Source organism: Streptococcus sp. CF7_Ac1-12, assembly GCF_024295905.1.
In the GTDB taxonomy this organism is placed as follows: Bacteria; Bacillota; Bacilli; order Lactobacillales; family Streptococcaceae; genus Streptococcus; species Streptococcus mitis_AP.
This window is the reverse complement of record NZ_JANCPG010000012.1, coordinates 18321-34550: the sequence shown is the minus strand read 5'-3', so window position 1 is coordinate 34550 and position 16230 is coordinate 18321. Positions and strand designations below refer to the sequence as shown.

The 16230-nt window shown below is 42.1% G+C and carries 14 protein-coding genes; 2 read left to right on the top strand and 12 right to left on the bottom strand.

Annotated features, from left to right (window positions below; genetic code table 11):
• From NMM17_RS06940 to NMM17_RS06930, 3 genes are all read right to left on the bottom strand, one after another.
• Complete coding sequence (locus tag NMM17_RS06940) at positions 1 to 1179, bottom strand: pyridoxal phosphate-dependent aminotransferase (protein WP_254754125.1); 1179 nt, start codon at positions 1177 to 1179, stop codon at positions 1 to 3.
• Positions 1176 to 1664, bottom strand: a complete 489-nt coding sequence (locus tag NMM17_RS06935; protein ID WP_254754124.1) for a DUF5590 domain-containing protein — start codon at positions 1662 to 1664, stop codon at positions 1176 to 1178. The genes NMM17_RS06940 and NMM17_RS06935 overlap by 4 nt, the downstream gene beginning before the upstream one ends.
• A gap of 291 nt (positions 1665 to 1955) precedes the next feature.
• Positions 1956 to 3152: an MFS transporter gene (locus tag NMM17_RS06930; RefSeq protein WP_254754123.1), complete on the bottom strand. Its 1197-nt coding sequence runs from the start codon at positions 3150 to 3152 to the stop codon at positions 1956 to 1958.
• Between the two features lie 388 nt (positions 3153 to 3540).
• Here NMM17_RS06930 and NMM17_RS06925 point away from each other — a divergent pair, with 388 nt between their 5' ends.
• On the top strand, positions 3541 to 4089 hold the full coding sequence (locus tag NMM17_RS06925) for an NADPH-dependent FMN reductase (RefSeq protein ID WP_254754122.1): 549 nt from the start codon (positions 3541 to 3543) through the stop codon (positions 4087 to 4089).
• A gap of 110 nt (positions 4090 to 4199) precedes the next feature.
• Here NMM17_RS06925 and yaaA read toward each other — a convergent pair whose 3' ends face one another.
• The 6 genes from yaaA to NMM17_RS06895 all read right to left on the bottom strand — a co-directional run bounded on the left by yaaA (position 4200) and on the right by NMM17_RS06895 (position 10870).
• Complete coding sequence (gene yaaA, locus NMM17_RS06920) at positions 4200 to 4928, bottom strand: peroxide stress protein YaaA (protein ID WP_254754121.1); 729 nt, start codon at positions 4926 to 4928, stop codon at positions 4200 to 4202.
• 78 nt (positions 4929 to 5006) lie between these two features.
• Positions 5007 to 5171, bottom strand: a complete 165-nt coding sequence (locus NMM17_RS06915; RefSeq protein ID WP_254754120.1) for a YczI family protein — start codon at positions 5169 to 5171, stop codon at positions 5007 to 5009.
• Positions 5172 to 5235: 64 nt separating this feature from the next.
• On the bottom strand, positions 5236 to 6831 hold the full coding sequence (locus NMM17_RS06910; RefSeq protein ID WP_254754119.1) for a hypothetical protein: 1596 nt from the start codon (positions 6829 to 6831) through the stop codon (positions 5236 to 5238).
• An 11-nt stretch (positions 6832 to 6842) separates the two neighbouring features.
• Positions 6843 to 7253: a peptide deformylase gene (locus NMM17_RS06905; protein ID WP_000412230.1), complete on the bottom strand. Its 411-nt coding sequence runs from the start codon at positions 7251 to 7253 to the stop codon at positions 6843 to 6845.
• Positions 7254 to 7369: 116 nt separating this feature from the next.
• Entirely contained in the window at positions 7370 to 8161 is a 792-nt protein-coding gene (gene yghU, locus NMM17_RS06900; RefSeq protein ID WP_254754118.1) for a glutathione-dependent disulfide-bond oxidoreductase, read from the bottom strand.
• Between the two features lie 12 nt (positions 8162 to 8173).
• Positions 8174 to 10870, bottom strand: coding sequence for a cation-translocating P-type ATPase (locus tag NMM17_RS06895; RefSeq protein ID WP_254754117.1), 2697 nt, complete (start codon positions 10868 to 10870; stop codon positions 8174 to 8176).
• Positions 10871 to 11176: 306 nt separating this feature from the next.
• Here NMM17_RS06895 and mntE point away from each other — a divergent pair, with 306 nt between their 5' ends.
• Positions 11177 to 12361 carry a CDF family manganese efflux transporter MntE gene (gene mntE / locus NMM17_RS06890; RefSeq protein WP_254754116.1) on the top strand — a complete coding sequence of 395 codons (1185 nt, stop codon included), beginning with the start codon at positions 11177 to 11179 and terminating at the stop codon, positions 12359 to 12361.
• A gap of 36 nt (positions 12362 to 12397) precedes the next feature.
• On the opposite strand, the gene NMM17_RS06885 is transcribed toward mntE, so the two are convergent.
• The 3 genes from NMM17_RS06885 to dapB are packed head-to-tail and all read right to left on the bottom strand — an operon-like array spanning position 12398 to position 16229.
• Entirely contained in the window at positions 12398 to 14269 is a 1872-nt protein-coding gene (locus tag NMM17_RS06885; protein ID WP_254754115.1) for an ABC-F family ATP-binding cassette domain-containing protein, read from the bottom strand.
• Positions 14266 to 15465, bottom strand: a complete 1200-nt coding sequence (locus tag NMM17_RS06880) for a CCA tRNA nucleotidyltransferase (RefSeq protein ID WP_080977758.1) — start codon at positions 15463 to 15465, stop codon at positions 14266 to 14268. Before NMM17_RS06880 ends, NMM17_RS06885 begins: the two co-directional genes overlap by 4 nt.
• Positions 15462 to 16229: a 4-hydroxy-tetrahydrodipicolinate reductase gene (gene dapB, locus NMM17_RS06875; RefSeq protein ID WP_254754114.1), complete on the bottom strand. Its 768-nt coding sequence runs from the start codon at positions 16227 to 16229 to the stop codon at positions 15462 to 15464. The genes NMM17_RS06880 and dapB overlap by 4 nt, the downstream gene beginning before the upstream one ends.
• Between the last annotated feature and the right edge of the window lies 1 nt (position 16230).

Genomic DNA, 16230 nt, shown 5'->3' with positions numbered 1-16230 from the left:
TTATTTTTCCATAAATGCTTTCAAGCGTTTAACTGCTTCTTTAAGTGTGTCTAGATCTGTCGCATAGCTGAGGCGCACATTTTCTGGCGCTCCAAAGCCAGCTCCTGTTATGAGTGCCAAACCAACTTCCTCAAGAATAGCTGTTGTAAAGTCAGTCACATCCGTATAACCTTTCATCTCCATGGCTTTTTTAACATTTGGAAAGAGATAGAAGGCTCCTTGTGGCTTAACAACTTCAAAACCAGGGACCTCACATAATAGCGGATAAATGGTATTGAGACGCTCCTCAAAAGCTTTACGCATGATATCAACAGAATCCTGTGGTCCTGTTAAGGCTTCGATAGCCGCATATTGAGAAACAGATGTCAAATTTGAAGTTGTTTGTCCTGTCAATTTACTCATAGCTGCAATGATTTCCGGATCACCTACCGCATAACCAACTCGCCAACCCGTCATGGCATAGGCCTTAGATACACCGTTGATAACAATGGTTTGCTTACGAATTGCTTCTGATAGACTTGAGATTGGAACAAATTCATTTCCATTATAAACAAGGCGACCGTATATATCATCTGCTAAGATCAGAATGTCATGCTCAACTGCCCAATTTCCGATAGCAAGTAATTCTTCACGAGTATAAACCATACCAGTCGGATTAGATGGTGAATTGAGAACCAAAACCTTTGTCTTATCTGTCCTAACTAGTTCTAGTTGATCCACCGTGACTTTAAAATCATTGTCTTCTTTAGCTTGAACAAAGACTGGAATCCCTTCTGCCATCTTGACCTGGTCTCCATAACTAACCCAGTATGGAGTTGGAATAATAACCTCATCTAAAGGGTTAATTACAGCCATAAAGAAAGTATAGAGGGAGAACTTGGCACCTGTAGCAAAGGTAACCTCGTTACTTGCGACAGAATAGCCATAGTAGCGCTCGAAGTAGGTATTCACCGCAGCTTTTAATTCTGGTAGGCCTGAAGCTACTGTATAGAAGGAAGCCTGTCCTTCTCGAATAGCTTTAACTGCTGCATCCTGAATATTTTCAGGAGTGTGAAAATCTGGTTGTCCCAAGGTCAAGAAAAGGACATCCTTACCTTGAGCTTTTAATTTTTTTGCTCTCGCATCACTAGCTAAAGTAACACTTTCTTCCATTTCTAAAACACGGTTGGATAGTTTCATAGGCCCTCCTTATTGACCAATGCTCCTGTTTCAAAATCTACTAGATAAAAATCAGATCCTGACTTGACTTCCCAGATTGGTTTGTCTTGATAACGACCAAAGGTAATCTTGTCAATCTCGCCAGCTCCTTTTTCCTTAGAAACAGCTTCTGCTTTTTCTTGTGAAACACCTTGATTTAGCTGATAAACGTAAATCTTATGGTCATCTTTTCCGATCAGGACAGCAAGTGCTTCTTGCTGTTTATTACGACCAAGAACGCTGTAATAGGATTCCAAGCCATTGTATAAATCAACCTGATCAGCCTGCTCTAATCCTGCATACTGCTGAGCTAATTTTTCTCCTTCACTTTTAGCTGTTTGGTAGGGTTTCATACCCAAAAACACCAGATACAGAAAGGAAGCACTGATAACCACAAACAAAATCGTCATCCCTAGACCATACTGCCACAGTAGATTATTTTTTGCTTTTTTTTGTCTTTTTTTCACTCGTCTATTTTACCATCTATCTGGCTTTATTACAAGTGAATATAAGAATACTCTTCGAAAATCAAATTCAAACCACGTCAGCTTCGCCTTGCTGTACTCCAGTACAACCTGCGGCTAGCTTCCTAGTTTGCTCTTTGATTTTCATTGAGTACAAGCAACCAATTCTATTTCTTCCTTCAAAGCAAACCGATTTTTCTTGTTTAAAATCGAGAGAGAAAAGCATAGACACAAGCGAAATCACCGTATAAAAAAACCTGAGCTTGGCACTCAAGTTTTCGTAATTTTTTTGATTTATGGAATCACTTTATCATCCATTCTTTTAGCCATTTTTCCTAAAAAGACAGACAGTAGAAGGCTAATCATGACTAAAAAGAATCCTAGATAAAGAAATGTTAGCACAAAGCCTAAATGGTCAATCAACCACCCTGTCAGTGGGAAGAAGACAATCATACTCAGGCTAAACATCATAGAGTAGACACTCAGCATGGTTGCCCTTACTTCACTTGGGAGCCGCTCTTGCAAATCATTGTCAAAAATCGGCTTAAAAAGAGCATGCAGAGCATTACTAATCAAATAAATCAGAATATAGATTAGAGGTGTCCCAAAGTAGGACAGCAGGTAGGTAACTCCAGCCAGCAGGACGAGAATAGGGAAAATCTTCAAGGCAGCATAGTTCTTTCCAATCCTACTCGCTAGATAGACTGCGACGATATTCAAGAGACTACCAAGTAGCATAACTGCTGAAATTTGCCAACTACTTAAATCTGGCAACTGATTTTGATAGTAAAAATAAAACATATACATGAGTGTTCCGACAATCTGAGATAAAATCATCCAGTTTAAAAGCATGGGATTTCTCTTCAACTCATCCTTAACAGTCCAAATAATCTGTTTCATGGTCACACTATCAGCTTTTTCTACTTTGACACTGGGCTCTTTCAGCATCCAAATCAGGAAAAGAACTATGATAGAAGTGGCAATCATGATATAGTAGGTCAGGTGCAATTGACCATGAACAAAAAATCCTGCTAGCACTGTCCCCAAAGACTGGGTTCCTTCTGACACTCCTGATATGAAACTTGAAATGGATAGATAGCGCTCCTTCAGTCCAGCCTCCACAGCCGAGTCATAGACCATTGCTGCGCTTGTTCCTGAATCAAAATTATAAGACAAGGCACTCACCGCCATTGCTAGTGCATAAATCCAAAAATTTCCCTGCCCAGCCAACATAAGAATAGAAGACACAATCCCTGCTATACGACTTAAATAAAGGTTGGTCTTATAGGAATAGCGGTCAGCTAACATACCAGATGGAATTTCACAGAGAAGACTGGTCGTATGAAAAATACTTTCCAGAAGTCCAATCTGCCAAAGAGACATGCCGTTTTGACTGAGAAAGAGAATCCAAAAACTGGTAATCCCTAGAAATGCAAAAAACTCAACTCCGGCCATCAGGCCAATATTTTTCCGATAATTTCTTATTAACATCTTTTCTCCTTAACAAGTGTATTATTATTTCTTTTGTCCGTCACTTGTTAATCTGTGTCTTACATGATCTCCACCCCTTTTAGAAGCATTCTTCAATGCCATTATTATTCCTTTAATTATTTATGAAATGATACCGGAAAATAGCTGTTCTGCGGTTTCTATTGCTAGTTTTCTTGTTTATTTTAGCACTTATGTCATCATATTACAAGAGAATATTAGAATACTCTTCGAAAATCAAATGCATTCCAGTCGCAAGTGATTAGAGTTTCTACACTTTTATAGTTTTAATTATCTTTGAGCAAATTTCTTGCAAGTCCTTTTGTTTTGTTGTAATATATTTTATAACAACGAGAAAGTTCTCGAGAATTTAAGAAAAAGGAGACACATCATGTCTAAAAAAGTATTATTTATCGTCGGATCACTACGTCAAGGTTCTTTCAACCATCAAATGGCCCTCGAAGCTGAGAAAGCACTTGCTAGTAAAGCGGAAGTTAGCTATCTTGATTATTCAGCCCTTCCTCTCTTCAGCCAAGATTTGGAAGTTCCAACTCATCCAGCTGTAGCGGCTGCTCGTGAAGCAGTTCTGGCTGCGGACGCCATCTGGATTTTCTCTCCAGTCTACAACTTCTCTATCCCTGGTACAGTAAAAAACTTGCTTGACTGGCTATCTCGTGCCCTTGACTTGTCTGATACACGTGGCGCTTCTGCCCTTCAAGATAAGTTTATCACCGTATCATCTGTAGCCAATGCAGGTCACGATCAACTCTTCGCTATTTACAAAGATCTCTTGCCATTTATCCGTACACAAGTCATTGGTGATTTCACTGCTGCACGTGTCAACGACTCTGCTTGGGCAGACGGAACATTGGTTCTCGAAGAAACAGTCCTAAATTCACTTGAAAAACAAGCTCAAGATTTGGTCAATGCGATCAAGTAACCAACATAATAAAAGCGAACAAGACTACTTTTCTGCCACTCAGAAGACTAGCTTGTTCGCTTTTTATATTTAAGGTTAGACTTTTGTCCCCAACTCTTTTCTTCTATCTTCTATACTTCCTTTACAAAAACCAATTCCTGTGGTTGGGACAGGTCTTCTCTGTAAACAAATCCTGCAAAGCTTAAGCGACGAGCTTCTTCCACCGTCTGTACTTGATTTTCTATCAGGGCTGTCAGGAAGGCACCACGCGCTTTCTTAGAAATGGTTGAATGAATCTTCAGCTGACCACCCTTGTCCTCCATGAATTTGAAGGTCACCATTTTTTCTCTGATTTCCTTAGAAAACACAGTTTCAAACTCTGACGACAAGAGGGAGAAAATTAGGTCTTCACCATTCATAGCCTCATCATAGGCTACCTTCCAATGACTCTTTAAAGTCTTACCAGCGACTTTTAATTTCATCAAAAAGTCCAAACGGTGAGGTGCCATAGGTGACAAGGCTGGAACAATACCGTACAAAGCCGAGATAATAAAGACATGATTTTCAAGATAGGCTTGTTCTACCTCGGTCAATTTATCTCGCTTGATATGGCGGTACATGAGCCCATCAAATAGATTCAAGGCTGGGTAGTATTGAGCAGTTTGCGTTTTTAAAGCTTGGATATTTTGAAATTCTTTCGCCGCCTTCTCAGCTGATACCTTGTAAAAACTCTCTAATCGACTAGCAGAATAGAGGGCCAAGGCATCCAGCACGGCCTGACTTTCTGGTCTTAAGGAAGTTGGCTCAATACTAGGCAAATCTGTGTTCATTTCTTTTGCTGTTGGGATTAAAATTTTCATATTAATAGTGTAGCATATTTTTTTACCACTACCAAGAAATTCATCTGAAAAACCTCGGTTTGACCGAGGTTCCTCTGTTTATTTTGGCCATCCTAACCAGACAGCTACGAGAACAAGTGCTAGGCCAGCTAAACTTGTTAAGATAGATAAGAATGTATCTTTTTTCTCCTTGAACTGAGAAAAACCTATCTTCAAAGCGAGCAGTCCGAGTAGCATTGAAGCAACCATCACATAAAAACCCATTTGTTGTCCTCCATTAGTCTTAATTTACCTTATTATAACATATACTTCTTAAATAAAGCTGTCTTTACTGAACTTTAAAGGTCTTAAGATAGTTGTCTTTTCCTACTTGACCTTCGAAGGTTTTCCCATTTTCAAGGTAAGGAAGGTCATCGGATACTGAGGCCTTAACCTTGTATATCTTACCATCAACTTTAAAAAAGTAGACGGTGTCGCCCTTGATAACAGCTGATTTAAGGTCTGCTACCACACCCTTGATACTTTCAGTTGTTGCATTGTCAATCTCAAGGTCGTTTTTATTGGCATACTTGCTGAGCAGTTCTTCCACTGTCGTAGCTACGATAACGTTTTGGTACTCGACTGCGTCTACCAGAGCGTACTCTTTGACCAAGCCTGCATTGTCCTTCAAGCCCATGATGTAGAGAGGCTTGTCATTGAGGTTGATGAGGATTGGGAAGGTTGCCTTGTAGGATTTCTCCTGAACAGCACCTTCAGCTGATTCACGGGCTGATTCTTCGGTCGCAGAAGCCAAGCTGTACTTAGTGATTTCTCCTGTTCGCATATTTTCTAGGATGAAACCAAGATTACTTTCATCTGCATTGGCCGATGTCACACCTGTGTAGAGGTAGATGTCATTGCCGATAGACAAGTAATTATAGCCCTTGGTAGTCTGGGTCACGTTTTTCTTGGAAATCATGGCATTCCAGAAACCATCCTTGTACTTGCCGTTGTAGTTGATTTGCTCAATGGTCTCCTCAGCTGGATAGACCCTATCCACCCATTCTGGAACATCTGATAAGCTGTATTCCTTGGTCTCTCCATTTGTGGCGTCCAAGATAATGACTGAAACAGGACGAGGAACCGCTAAGCCAAATTGCTTTTGGTAAACCGTCGCTACATAGAAAGGATTGCCCTCATCGTCCACCTCGAAGGATGGAGTTTTGAAGATCTTGGTTGGGTACTTCAAGCGCAGGTGACGCTTAACATCGCGGTTAAAATACTCCGAGTCCGAATACTTGATTGGTGTTTTCAAGTCCACCAAGTCCGCATTACCAGTTACCATGTCCACCTTGATATACTCGCCGATTCCCTTGGCCTGATTGTTAAACCACTTGATAGGGTCTGCATATTCTAGTGGTGTAACCCGATAAGGCTTCCCATCAATTGTCAATTGGGTATAGGTATCTGCCGCTACGTACTGCGACACCTTATCTGTTAGGGAACCCAAGTAGCGGTCCCCAATTTTTTCAGCGGTACTTCTATCTAAGATAGGAACCTTACTGGTATCAGTCTTAGGAAAATCAGTAAAGTCTTTTTCCGTAACCGTGACTACATTGGCATAATTTTTAGCCTGAAAAATGCTAGAAGTTACCAAGGAAACCAAGGCTGCTAAGAGAAGAATTCCTCCAATAGAAGCTAAAAGGATTTTCCCTAACCGATTGATTTTGAAACCCTCAAGATTTAAGGCAGCTTCCGCCTTGCCGTGGCGCACATGAACTGTTTTGACCAGATTGATTCCCTTGCCAAAGCCAAATAAGATTGCTACAACCAGCAAATGCCCACAGAGGAAAAAGAGAAATTCCCAGCTGGTCAGGTTAAGAGGCGGTAAAAAGATATACCAGGTCGTTGCGATAAAAATAAGTTCAAAGACTATTCGTTTCATTTGCTTTCCTCCTAAATGATTCGTCCTTCCAAGTGATCCAGTTCATGCTGGCAAATCTGAGCCGGGAAGCCTGTCAAAGTAATGGTCTGTTCCTGCCACTTGCTGTCACAATAGGCAACCCTTATGATTTCATAACGCTTAGTAGGTCTCACACCTGTCAAGGACAAACAACCTTCCTCTGTCTCATAAACTCCTTCAGAGGACAGGAGCACTGGGTTAAACATGACCACAGGAACCAAGCCAAGATTAAAGATAATCACGCGCTTCTGCACCCCAATCATATTGGCAGCCAGACCGACACAAGTCTCACGATTTGCTAAAAGCGTATCCTGCAAATCTCTAGCAAGATAAAGGTCTTCCTGACTTGCCGGCTGAGACACCTGAGATAAAAACAAAATATCCTTTACAATTTTCTTCTCCACTTCCTCACACTCCACTTACTTTTTACTATATTATAGCAATTATAGCACAAAAGCCGATAACTGCAAGCCCTTTCCCTCAACTGTAACAAAAAGCCATCCGAAGATGACTTTTTTTGCTATTTAATTTCTTTATAAGTTACTTCCATACCACGCTTAACAGCTGGACGGTTGGCAATTTTTTCTGCCCAGTTTACTAGATTCTGATAACTTGAGGCATCTAAAAATTTTGCAGAACCTTGGTAAAGTTTTCCTTGAACTAACTGTCCATACCAAGACCAGATAGCGATATCTGCAATCGTATAGTCATTTCCAGCAATATACGGTTTCTGAGCCAATTCCTTATCCAATAAATCCAACTGACGTTTCACTTCCATCGTAAAACGATTAATTGGATATTCCAATTTTTCAGGAGCATAATTAAAGAAGTGGCCAAATCCCCCACCTAGAAAAGGTGCAGCACCTGCTTGCCAGAATAGCCAATTTAAAACTTCTACCTTTTCCACAGGATTACTTGGTAAAAAGGCTCCAAATTTCTCAGCAAGGTATAGAAGAATATGAGCAGACTCAAAGACTCTCACTTCTTCAGTCCCTGACTGGTCCAACAAGGCTGGAATCTTTGAATTTGGATTAAGCTTTACAAAGTCTGAACCGAATTGATCCCCATCCATAATAGCAATCTTATACAAGTCGTAAGCCGCTTGCTCAAAACCAGCTTCTAGTAATTCTTCCAATAAGATAGTGACTTTCACACCATTTGGTGTTCCCAGCGAATACAGTTGAAAAGCTTGTTCTCCTTTTGGCAAGTTTTGTTCGAAACGGGCACCTGCTGTTGGTCTATTTAATCCTGTAAAGGCTCCTTGATTACTAGCTTCATCCTGCCATACGGTCGGTAATTGATAAGCTGACATCCGAAACCTCCCTTAAATCGCATTCTTATCAAAGCCAAGTTTACGTTGAACAAACTTGACAATTTCGACGATAATAATCATTGAGAAGCTTCCAGCCATGACGATTCTCCATTGAGACAAGTCTAGTTTGGTTACGTGGAAAATTCCTTCAAGTGGTTCTACGACGATTGTTGCCATGAGAAGGATGAAGGATACCAAGATAGACCAGTTGAAGGTCTTAGACTTGAATGGTCCAACTGTCAAGATGGATTGGTAAACAGATTTCACATTGTAGGCATGGAAGAGCTGAATCAAACCAAGTGTTGCAAAGGCCATAGTAAGGGCATCTGCGTGAATGGCATGATTGTCACCCACGTGAACTGGGTAAAGAAGGGCAAGACCATAAACACTCATAACAATAGCTGCTTGGAGTACACCTTGATAGATAATAGAACTCAAAACACCACCTGAGAAGAAGCTTGCCTTGCGTCCACGTGGTTTATGGTTCATGACACCAGGCTCAGCTGGCTCAACACCAAGAGCGATAGCTGGGAAGGTATCTGTTACCAAGTTGATCCACAAAAGATGAACTGGCTGCAAGACGTCCCAACCAAACAAGGTAGATAGGAAGATGGTTAATACTTCAGCAGTATTGGCAGAAAGTAGGTACTGAATAGTCTTTTGAATATTTGAGAAGACCTTACGTCCTTCTTCCACTGCAACGATAATAGTTGCAAAGTTATCATCTGCAAGAATCATGTCAGAAGCCCCCTTAGACACCTCTGTACCAGTGATTCCCATACCGATACCGATATCGGCTGTTTTCAAAGCCGGAGCATCATTGACACCGTCACCTGTCATGGCAACGACCTTACCTTGTTTTTGCCAAGCTTTGACGATACGAACCTTGTGTTCTGGAGACACACGGGCATAAACAGAGTATTGACCAACGACTTTTTCAAAGTCTTCATCAGATAGTTCGTTGAGCTCAGCACCAGTTAAAACATGTCCTTCTGTATCATTTGCGTCAATGATTCCCAAACGTTTAGCAATAGCTTCTGCAGTGTCTTGATGGTCACCTGTGATCATGATTGGACGAATTCCCGCTTCCTTAGCCACACGAACAGCCTCAGCTGCCTCAGGACGTTCAGGGTCAATCATCCCAATCAAACCAGTAAAGATTAAATCATTTTCAAGCTCTTCAGAAATAAGGTTTTCTGGAATGCTGTCAATAATCTTATAAGCACCAGCAAGGACACGCAAGGCTTGGTGAGCCATTTCAGAGTTGTTTGTATGGATGAGATTTGCAACCTTCTCATCAATCGGAGCAATATCCCCAGCCTTATCACGAAGAACACAACGTTTCAAGAGTTGGTCTGGCGCACCTTTAACAGCTACGAGGAAGCGTCCATCTGCAAGTGGATGAACTGTTGACATGAGCTTACGTTCAGAATCAAATGGCAACTCAGCCACACGAGGATATTTCTCTAAAAATCCTTTGACATCGTAGCCCTTGTCCAAAGCATATTGGATAAAGGCTGTTTCGGTTGGATCACCAATCAAGTTTCCTTCCACATCAATTTTCGTATCATTGGCCAAGACAACTGAACGAAGCAGGGGCATTTCAAGACCTAGTTCAATGTCATCAGCTGAGTCATGTAGAACCGCATCGTAGAAGACTTTTTCGACGGTCATCTTGTTCATAGTCAGCGTACCAGTCTTGTCAGAAGCGATGATTTCTGTTGAACCAAGAGTTTCTACAGCTGGCAACTTACGAACGATAGAGTTTCTTTTAGCCAAAACTTGAGTACCGAGGGCAAGAACGATAGTTACGATAGCTGGGAGACCTTCTGGAATGGCTGCAACGGCAAGGGCAACAGAGGTCATCAACTCACCGAGTGGATTTTTCCCTTGAATGAAAACACCAACTACAAAAGTAACAAGGGCAATGACCAAAATTGCATAAGTCAAGACCTTAGAAAGGTTGTTCAAGTTTTGTTTAAGTGGTGTGTCTGTCTCATCTGCATCTTGGAGCATGCCAGCGATATGACCAACTTCCGTGTACATACCTGTATTGACAACAACACCAAGACCACGACCATAAGTCACATTTGAGTTTTGGAAGGCCATATTGACACGGTCACCAATACCAGCATCTGTCGCAAGCTCGACTGTCAAGTCTTTTTCAACTGGAACAGACTCACCTGTCAAGGCTGCTTCTTCGATCTTAAGAGAATTGGCTTCTAGCAAACGTAGGTCTGCTGGCACTACGTCACCTGCTTCGAGGGCGACGATATCACCTGGTACCAATTCTTTAGAGTCAATCTCCGCCATATGACCATCGCGAAGAACGCGGGCAGCTGGACTTGACATAGATTTGAGGGCTTCGATAGCTTCTTCAGCTTTTCCTTCTTGGTAAACACCAAAGGCAGCGTTGATGATAACCACGGCTAGGATAATAATGGCATCTGCGATATCTTCCCCACCAGAAGTCACGACTGACAAGATAGCTGCCGCAACTAGGATGATAATCATCAAATCCTTAAATTGCTCGATGAATTTGACCAGTATTGATCGTTTCTCTCCTTCTTCGAGTTCATTGTGGCCAAATTCGGCAAGGCGCTTTTCCGCCTCACTTGATGACAAACCTTGCTCGGTCGCATCCACAGCCTTCAAGACCTCTTCAGGACTCTGAGTGTAAAACGCTTGGCGTTTTTGTTCTTTTGACATGTGTCTCCTCCTTGACATTGTGTGCAAAACAGACTCTCTTTTCCTCATCGTATCTTTTCACGACAAACAAAAAGAGACCTGTTAGTCATAACAAGTCTCGCTGTTTAAGATAGTGCCGGAAAGCATACTTTTCAGTATAAAATTCGGAATGACGACACTATCGCAGGTTTCTGCCAGCTACTCCCTTGAGTAGTTCTATTATACCAAATTTTGAACAGTTTTCAAAGAGTAAAAACTGCCTTATTTGAATTTTCCCTTGAAAACCAGTATAATGGTAGAATGCTATGTGACTAGAAAGGAAGTTGAATGAAGCAATCTATCTCAAATCTCAAATTAGCTGAGCGTGGGGCCATTATCAGTATTTCGACCTATTTGATCTTGTCTGCAGCCAAATTAGCAACTGGGCACCTCCTCCATTCATCCAGTTTGGTGGCCGATGGTTTTAACAACGTGTCGGACATCATTGGAAATGTGGCCCTCTTGATTGGAATCCGGATGGCACGCCAGCCTGCTGACCGAGACCACCGTTTTGGCCACTGGAAGATTGAAGATTTGGCTAGCTTGGTCACTTCTATTATCATGTTCTATGTTGGCTTTGATGTACTAAGGGATACCATTCAAAAGATTCTCAGTCGTGAAGAAACAGTCATTGACCCTCTGGGTGCAACTCTAGGAATCATTTCTGCAGCGATTATGTTTGTAGTTTATCTCTACAATACTCGCCTCAGTAAGAAATCCAACTCCAAGGCACTAAAGGCAGCAGCCAAGGACAATCTTTCTGATGCTGTCACCTCACTTGGTACTACCATTGCAATCCTGGCTAGCAGTTTCAATTATCCCATTGTGGATAAACTGGTTGCCATTATCATCACTTTCTTTATCTTGAAAACTGCCTATGATATCTTCATCGAGTCTTCCTTTAGCCTTTCGGATGGCTTTGATGACCGTCTGCTCGAGGACTACCAAAAGGCTATCATGGAAATTCCCAAAATCAGCAAGGTTAAGTCGCAAAGAGGTCGTACCTACGGTAGCAATATCTACCTTGATATTACGCTAGAAATGAATCCTGACTTGTCGGTTTATGAAAGCCACGAGATTGCGGATCAGGTCGAGTCTATGCTGGAAGAACGTTTTGGCGTCTTTGATACCGATGTCCATATCGAGCCAGCACCTATCCCTGAGGATGAGATTTTAGACAATGTCTACAAAAAATTGCTTATGCGTGAACAATTGATTGATCAGGGAAATCAACTGGAAGAACTCTTGGCTGACGATTTTGTTTATATTCGTCAAGATGGAGAGCAGATGGATAAAGAGGCCTATAAAGCGGAAAAAGACTTAAATTCTGCTATCAAGGACATCCAAATCACTTCCATCAGTCAAAAGACCAAACTCATCTGCTATGAATTGGACGGAATTGTCCACACCAGTATCTGGCGTCGCCACGAAACTTGGCAAAATGTCTTTCATCAAGAGACCAAAAAAGAATAGAGAAATCCTGTCATGAGACGGGATTTTTCTATTCTTTTAACTATCAAAGTCACTGAGATACTCATAGCGTTCGTATTTTTCAAGGAGTGCTTCGTTTTTCTCATCCAGTTCTTTTTGAAGAGTCGCTAGTTTGCCAAAGTCAGAGCCGTTAGCCTGCATTTCCTCTTCAATAGCAGCGATACGATTTTCCAAAGCTTCAATATCGTCTTCGATACTTGCCCACTCCTGCTTTTCTTGATAGGTCATGCGTTTCTTGTCTTCTCTAACCTTGACTACTTTTTCCTTTTCAGCCTTTTGCACTTGATTGGCCATATCTGTTTCAAAGGCCTTTTCATCAAGGTAGTCGGTGTAATGACCAAAGAAAGGACGAATCTTACCATCCTCAAAAGCGAGAATCTTGGTCGCTACCTTATCCAAGAAATAACGGTCGTGACTAACTGTCAAGACAGGACCTGCAAAGCCTTGCAAGAAATTCTCCAAGACTGTCAAGGTTGCAATATCTAGGTCATTTGTCGGTTCGTCCAAGAGAAGAACATTTGGTTTTTCCAAGAGCAATTTGAGGAGATAAAGTCGTTTTTTCTCTCCCCCAGACAATTTCTCAATCAAGGTTCCATGAGTCGAACGTGGGAAAAGGAACTGCTCCAACAACTCAGCGATGGAAGTCGTAGAACCGCCACTGGTCTTGACTTCTTCTGCCACTTCCTGCAGGTAATTGATAACTCGCTTGCTCTCATCCAATCCCTCAATTTGCTGAGAGAAATAGGCAATACGAACGGTTTCCCCAATCACAACTTGTCCTTCAGTCGGCTCAAGACTTCCTGCAATCAAGTTGAGTAGGGTTGATTTTCCAACACCGTTGTCTCCAACAATTCCGATACGGTCTTTGGCCTGCACCAAGAGATTAAAATCTTGCAAAATAGGCTTGTTTTCATAGGCAAAGGAGACATTCTGAAACTCAATGACCTTCTTCCCAATCCGACTGGTTTCAAAGTTCATGGTTAAGTCTGTCTCAGCAGCACCACCTGAAACTTCTTTCTTCAAGTCATGGAAACGATTGATACGAGCCTGTTGTTTAGTCGCACGCGCCTGCGGTTGTCTACGCATCCAAGCCAATTCTTGATTATAGAGTTGCTCTTTTTTGTGGAGTAAAGCTGCATCGCGCTCGTCCTGTTCCGCCTTAAGGCGAACATAGTCCTGATAATTTCCCTGATATTCCGTCAATCCAGCTCGATCCAACTCGAAAATACGTGTTGATAAAGCGTCTAGGAAATAGCGATCGTGGGTGATAAAAAGGACGGTCTTCTTGGAATTTTTTAAAAAGAGGGTCAGCCACTCAATAGTCGCAATATCTAGATGGTTGGTCGGCTCGTCCAGCAGCAAGAGGTCGTGGTTGCCAAGAAGAACTTGCGCCAACTGGACCCGTCTTCTTAGACCGCCTGACAATTCTCCAACTGGAGTAGATAAGTCCTGAATCCCCAGCTTGCTAAGAACCGTCTTGACCTGACTCTCAATTTCCCAAGCTTGGAGAGAGTCCATTTCTGCCATGACCCGTTCCAAACGTGCCTGCTTATCCTCACTATAGTTGAGCATGAGGAGTTCATACTCACGAATGAGCTGGATTTCCTTGAGGTCGCTAGATAAAACCGTATCTAAGACCGTCTTGCTATCATCAAAATCAGGATTTTGGGTCAAGTAACCAATCTGGTAATCATTTTTCGCTGAAAAGGGACTGACATCCCCATCAAAGCCAGAAACGCCAGAAAGGACATCCAAAAGGGTGGTTTTACCCGTTCCATTGACACCGATTAGACCGATTCTGTCTAGATCATGGATAATAAAGGAAATATCCTTAAAAACGGTCTTGTCACCGACGGACTTACTTAGTTTTTCAACGATAAAATCACTCATTTTTTCTCCCTCAGATAAGCATGGATGGCTTGACGGTCATTTTCCAATTCTCCATCGACAATAGCATATTCAATCTCTGTTAAAATCTCTCCCAAGTCTGGGCCCGGCTGATAACCATATTCCTTGATCAAAATGCCACCGTTAATCTGAATTTCTTTCTTATCATGAATGGTCAAGCTCTGGTAGGTTTCAGTGATGGCTTGTGGGTTGACTTCTTTTCCTTGGGCCTGACGAAGATTTTCAGACTGTAAAAGTAAATCCAAGTCAAAGCGATAACAATCGCGCTTGCTCAATTCTCCCTTTTCACGCAAGGCCAAAATAGTCAGCAAATCCTGAACTTGCTTGGCAAATTGACGTGAGGTCTTCCAAGCCTTCAAAAATGGCTGCGCATTTTCAATCTCCAAAGCCCACAGTAGAGCTGCCCAGGCTTGTTCAGAGGATTCAAAAGTAAAATCAGTCTCTAAATCAAACAGTCTATTAAGCTCGTCCTGGCTAGATGCCATATCAGGGAGATAGTCATAAGCTTGACTCTCAATCATGGAAGCCAAACCCCTTCTCCAAAATGGAGCCAGCAAGAGTTTATCAAACTCAACGAAGGTACGCTCCACAGAAATTTTCTCCAAAAGTGGCGTCAAAATTTTCATAGCTTTAAATGTTTCTGACTCAAGTTCGAAGCCAAGACTAGCCTGAAAACGAAAACCACGCATAATCCGCAAAGCATCTTCGTTGAAACGCTCACTAGCCACTCCAACTGCTCGTAAGACTTGCTTTTCCAAATCTTCTAAACCATGGAACAAGTCAATGATTTCTCCTGTCTCGTCCAAAGCAAAGGCATTGACTGTAAAATCACGGCGCTTGAGGTCTTCTTCTAGCGAGCGCACAAAGGAGACCGCACTGGGTCTGCGATAGTCCACATAGACATCCTCTGTCCGAAAGGTGGTTACCTCATACTCCTCATCCCCATCTAAAACTAAGACGGTTCCATGCTCGATTCCGATATCGGCTGTTCGCGGAAAAATCTGCTTGGTTTCTTCTGGATAAGAAGACGTCGCAATATCCACATCATGAATGGGACGATTGAGGAGGGCATCTCGAACAGAGCCCCCAACAAAATAGGCCTCAAAACCTGCTTCTTTAATTTTTTCTAATACTGGTAAAGCCTTCTGAAATTCAGAAGGCATTTGCGTTAATCTCATAATAAGTGTTCTAATCCATAGACAAGCTCATGACGCTTGACAACTTCTTTAATTCCCAAATTCACCCCTGTCATGAAGGAGCTGCGATCATAGGAGTCATGACGGAGTGTCAATCCTTCTCCCTGATTGCCAAAGATGACTTCCTGATGGGCTACTAAGCCTGGCAAACGTACTGAGTGGATCCGCATGCCATCAAAGTCAGCACCACGAGCACCTGCAATCAATTCTTCTTCATCAGGCGCACCTTGCTGGGTAGACTCTCGAACTTCTGCCATTAACTCAGCTGTTTTAATAGCTGTTCCACTCGGAGCATCCTTTTTCTTGTCATGATGGAGCTCGATAATCTCCACATTTGGGAAATATTTAGCAGCCTGCCTTGCAAATTGCATGAGTAAAACAGCACCCAAGGCAAAATTTGGAGCGATTAAACCACCCAAATTTTGTTCACGAGAAAATGCTTTCAGCTCTGCAATTTCTTCACTCGTGAAACCAGTTGTTCCAACTACTGGAGCAAAGCCATTTTCAAGAGCAAAGCGTGTATTTTCATAGGCAACAGTTGGAGTAGTAAAGTCTACCCAGACATCCGCTTCAAAGCCTGCTAAATCAGCCTTATCCTTGAAAACAGGAATACCCTGCCATTCTGATTCAGACTCAAAGGGATCCAAAACTGCTACCAAGTCCAAGTCTGGATCAGCCAAGACCATCTGACAAGCAGCCTGGCCCATCCTTCCCTTAAAACCAGCAATAATTACTCGAATACTCATC

Coding starts and splice junctions, on each gene's coding strand:
- NMM17_RS06940 (WP_254754125.1), bottom strand. CDS start 1,179: ATGAAACTATCCAACCGTGTTTTAGAAATGGAAGAAAGTGTTACTTTA.
- NMM17_RS06930 (WP_254754123.1), bottom strand. CDS start 3,152: ATGTTAATAAGAAATTATCGGAAAAATATTGGCCTGATGGCCGGAGTT.
- NMM17_RS06925 (WP_254754122.1), top strand. CDS start 3,541: ATGTCTAAAAAAGTATTATTTATCGTCGGATCACTACGTCAAGGTTCT.
- yaaA (WP_254754121.1), bottom strand. CDS start 4,928: ATGAAAATTTTAATCCCAACAGCAAAAGAAATGAACACAGATTTGCCT.
- NMM17_RS06915 (WP_254754120.1), bottom strand. CDS start 5,171: ATGGGTTTTTATGTGATGGTTGCTTCAATGCTACTCGGACTGCTCGCT.
- NMM17_RS06910 (WP_254754119.1), bottom strand. CDS start 6,831: ATGAAACGAATAGTCTTTGAACTTATTTTTATCGCAACGACCTGGTAT.
- yghU (WP_254754118.1), bottom strand. CDS start 8,161: ATGTCAGCTTATCAATTACCGACCGTATGGCAGGATGAAGCTAGTAAT.
- NMM17_RS06895 (WP_254754117.1), bottom strand. CDS start 10,870: ATGTCAAAAGAACAAAAACGCCAAGCGTTTTACACTCAGAGTCCTGAA.
- mntE (WP_254754116.1), top strand. CDS start 11,177: ATGAAGCAATCTATCTCAAATCTCAAATTAGCTGAGCGTGGGGCCATT.
- NMM17_RS06885 (WP_254754115.1), bottom strand. CDS start 14,269: ATGAGTGATTTTATCGTTGAAAAACTAAGTAAGTCCGTCGGTGACAAG.
- NMM17_RS06880 (WP_080977758.1), bottom strand. CDS start 15,465: ATGAGATTAACGCAAATGCCTTCTGAATTTCAGAAGGCTTTACCAGTA.
- dapB (WP_254754114.1), bottom strand. CDS start 16,229: ATGAGTATTCGAGTAATTATTGCTGGTTTTAAGGGAAGGATGGGCCAG.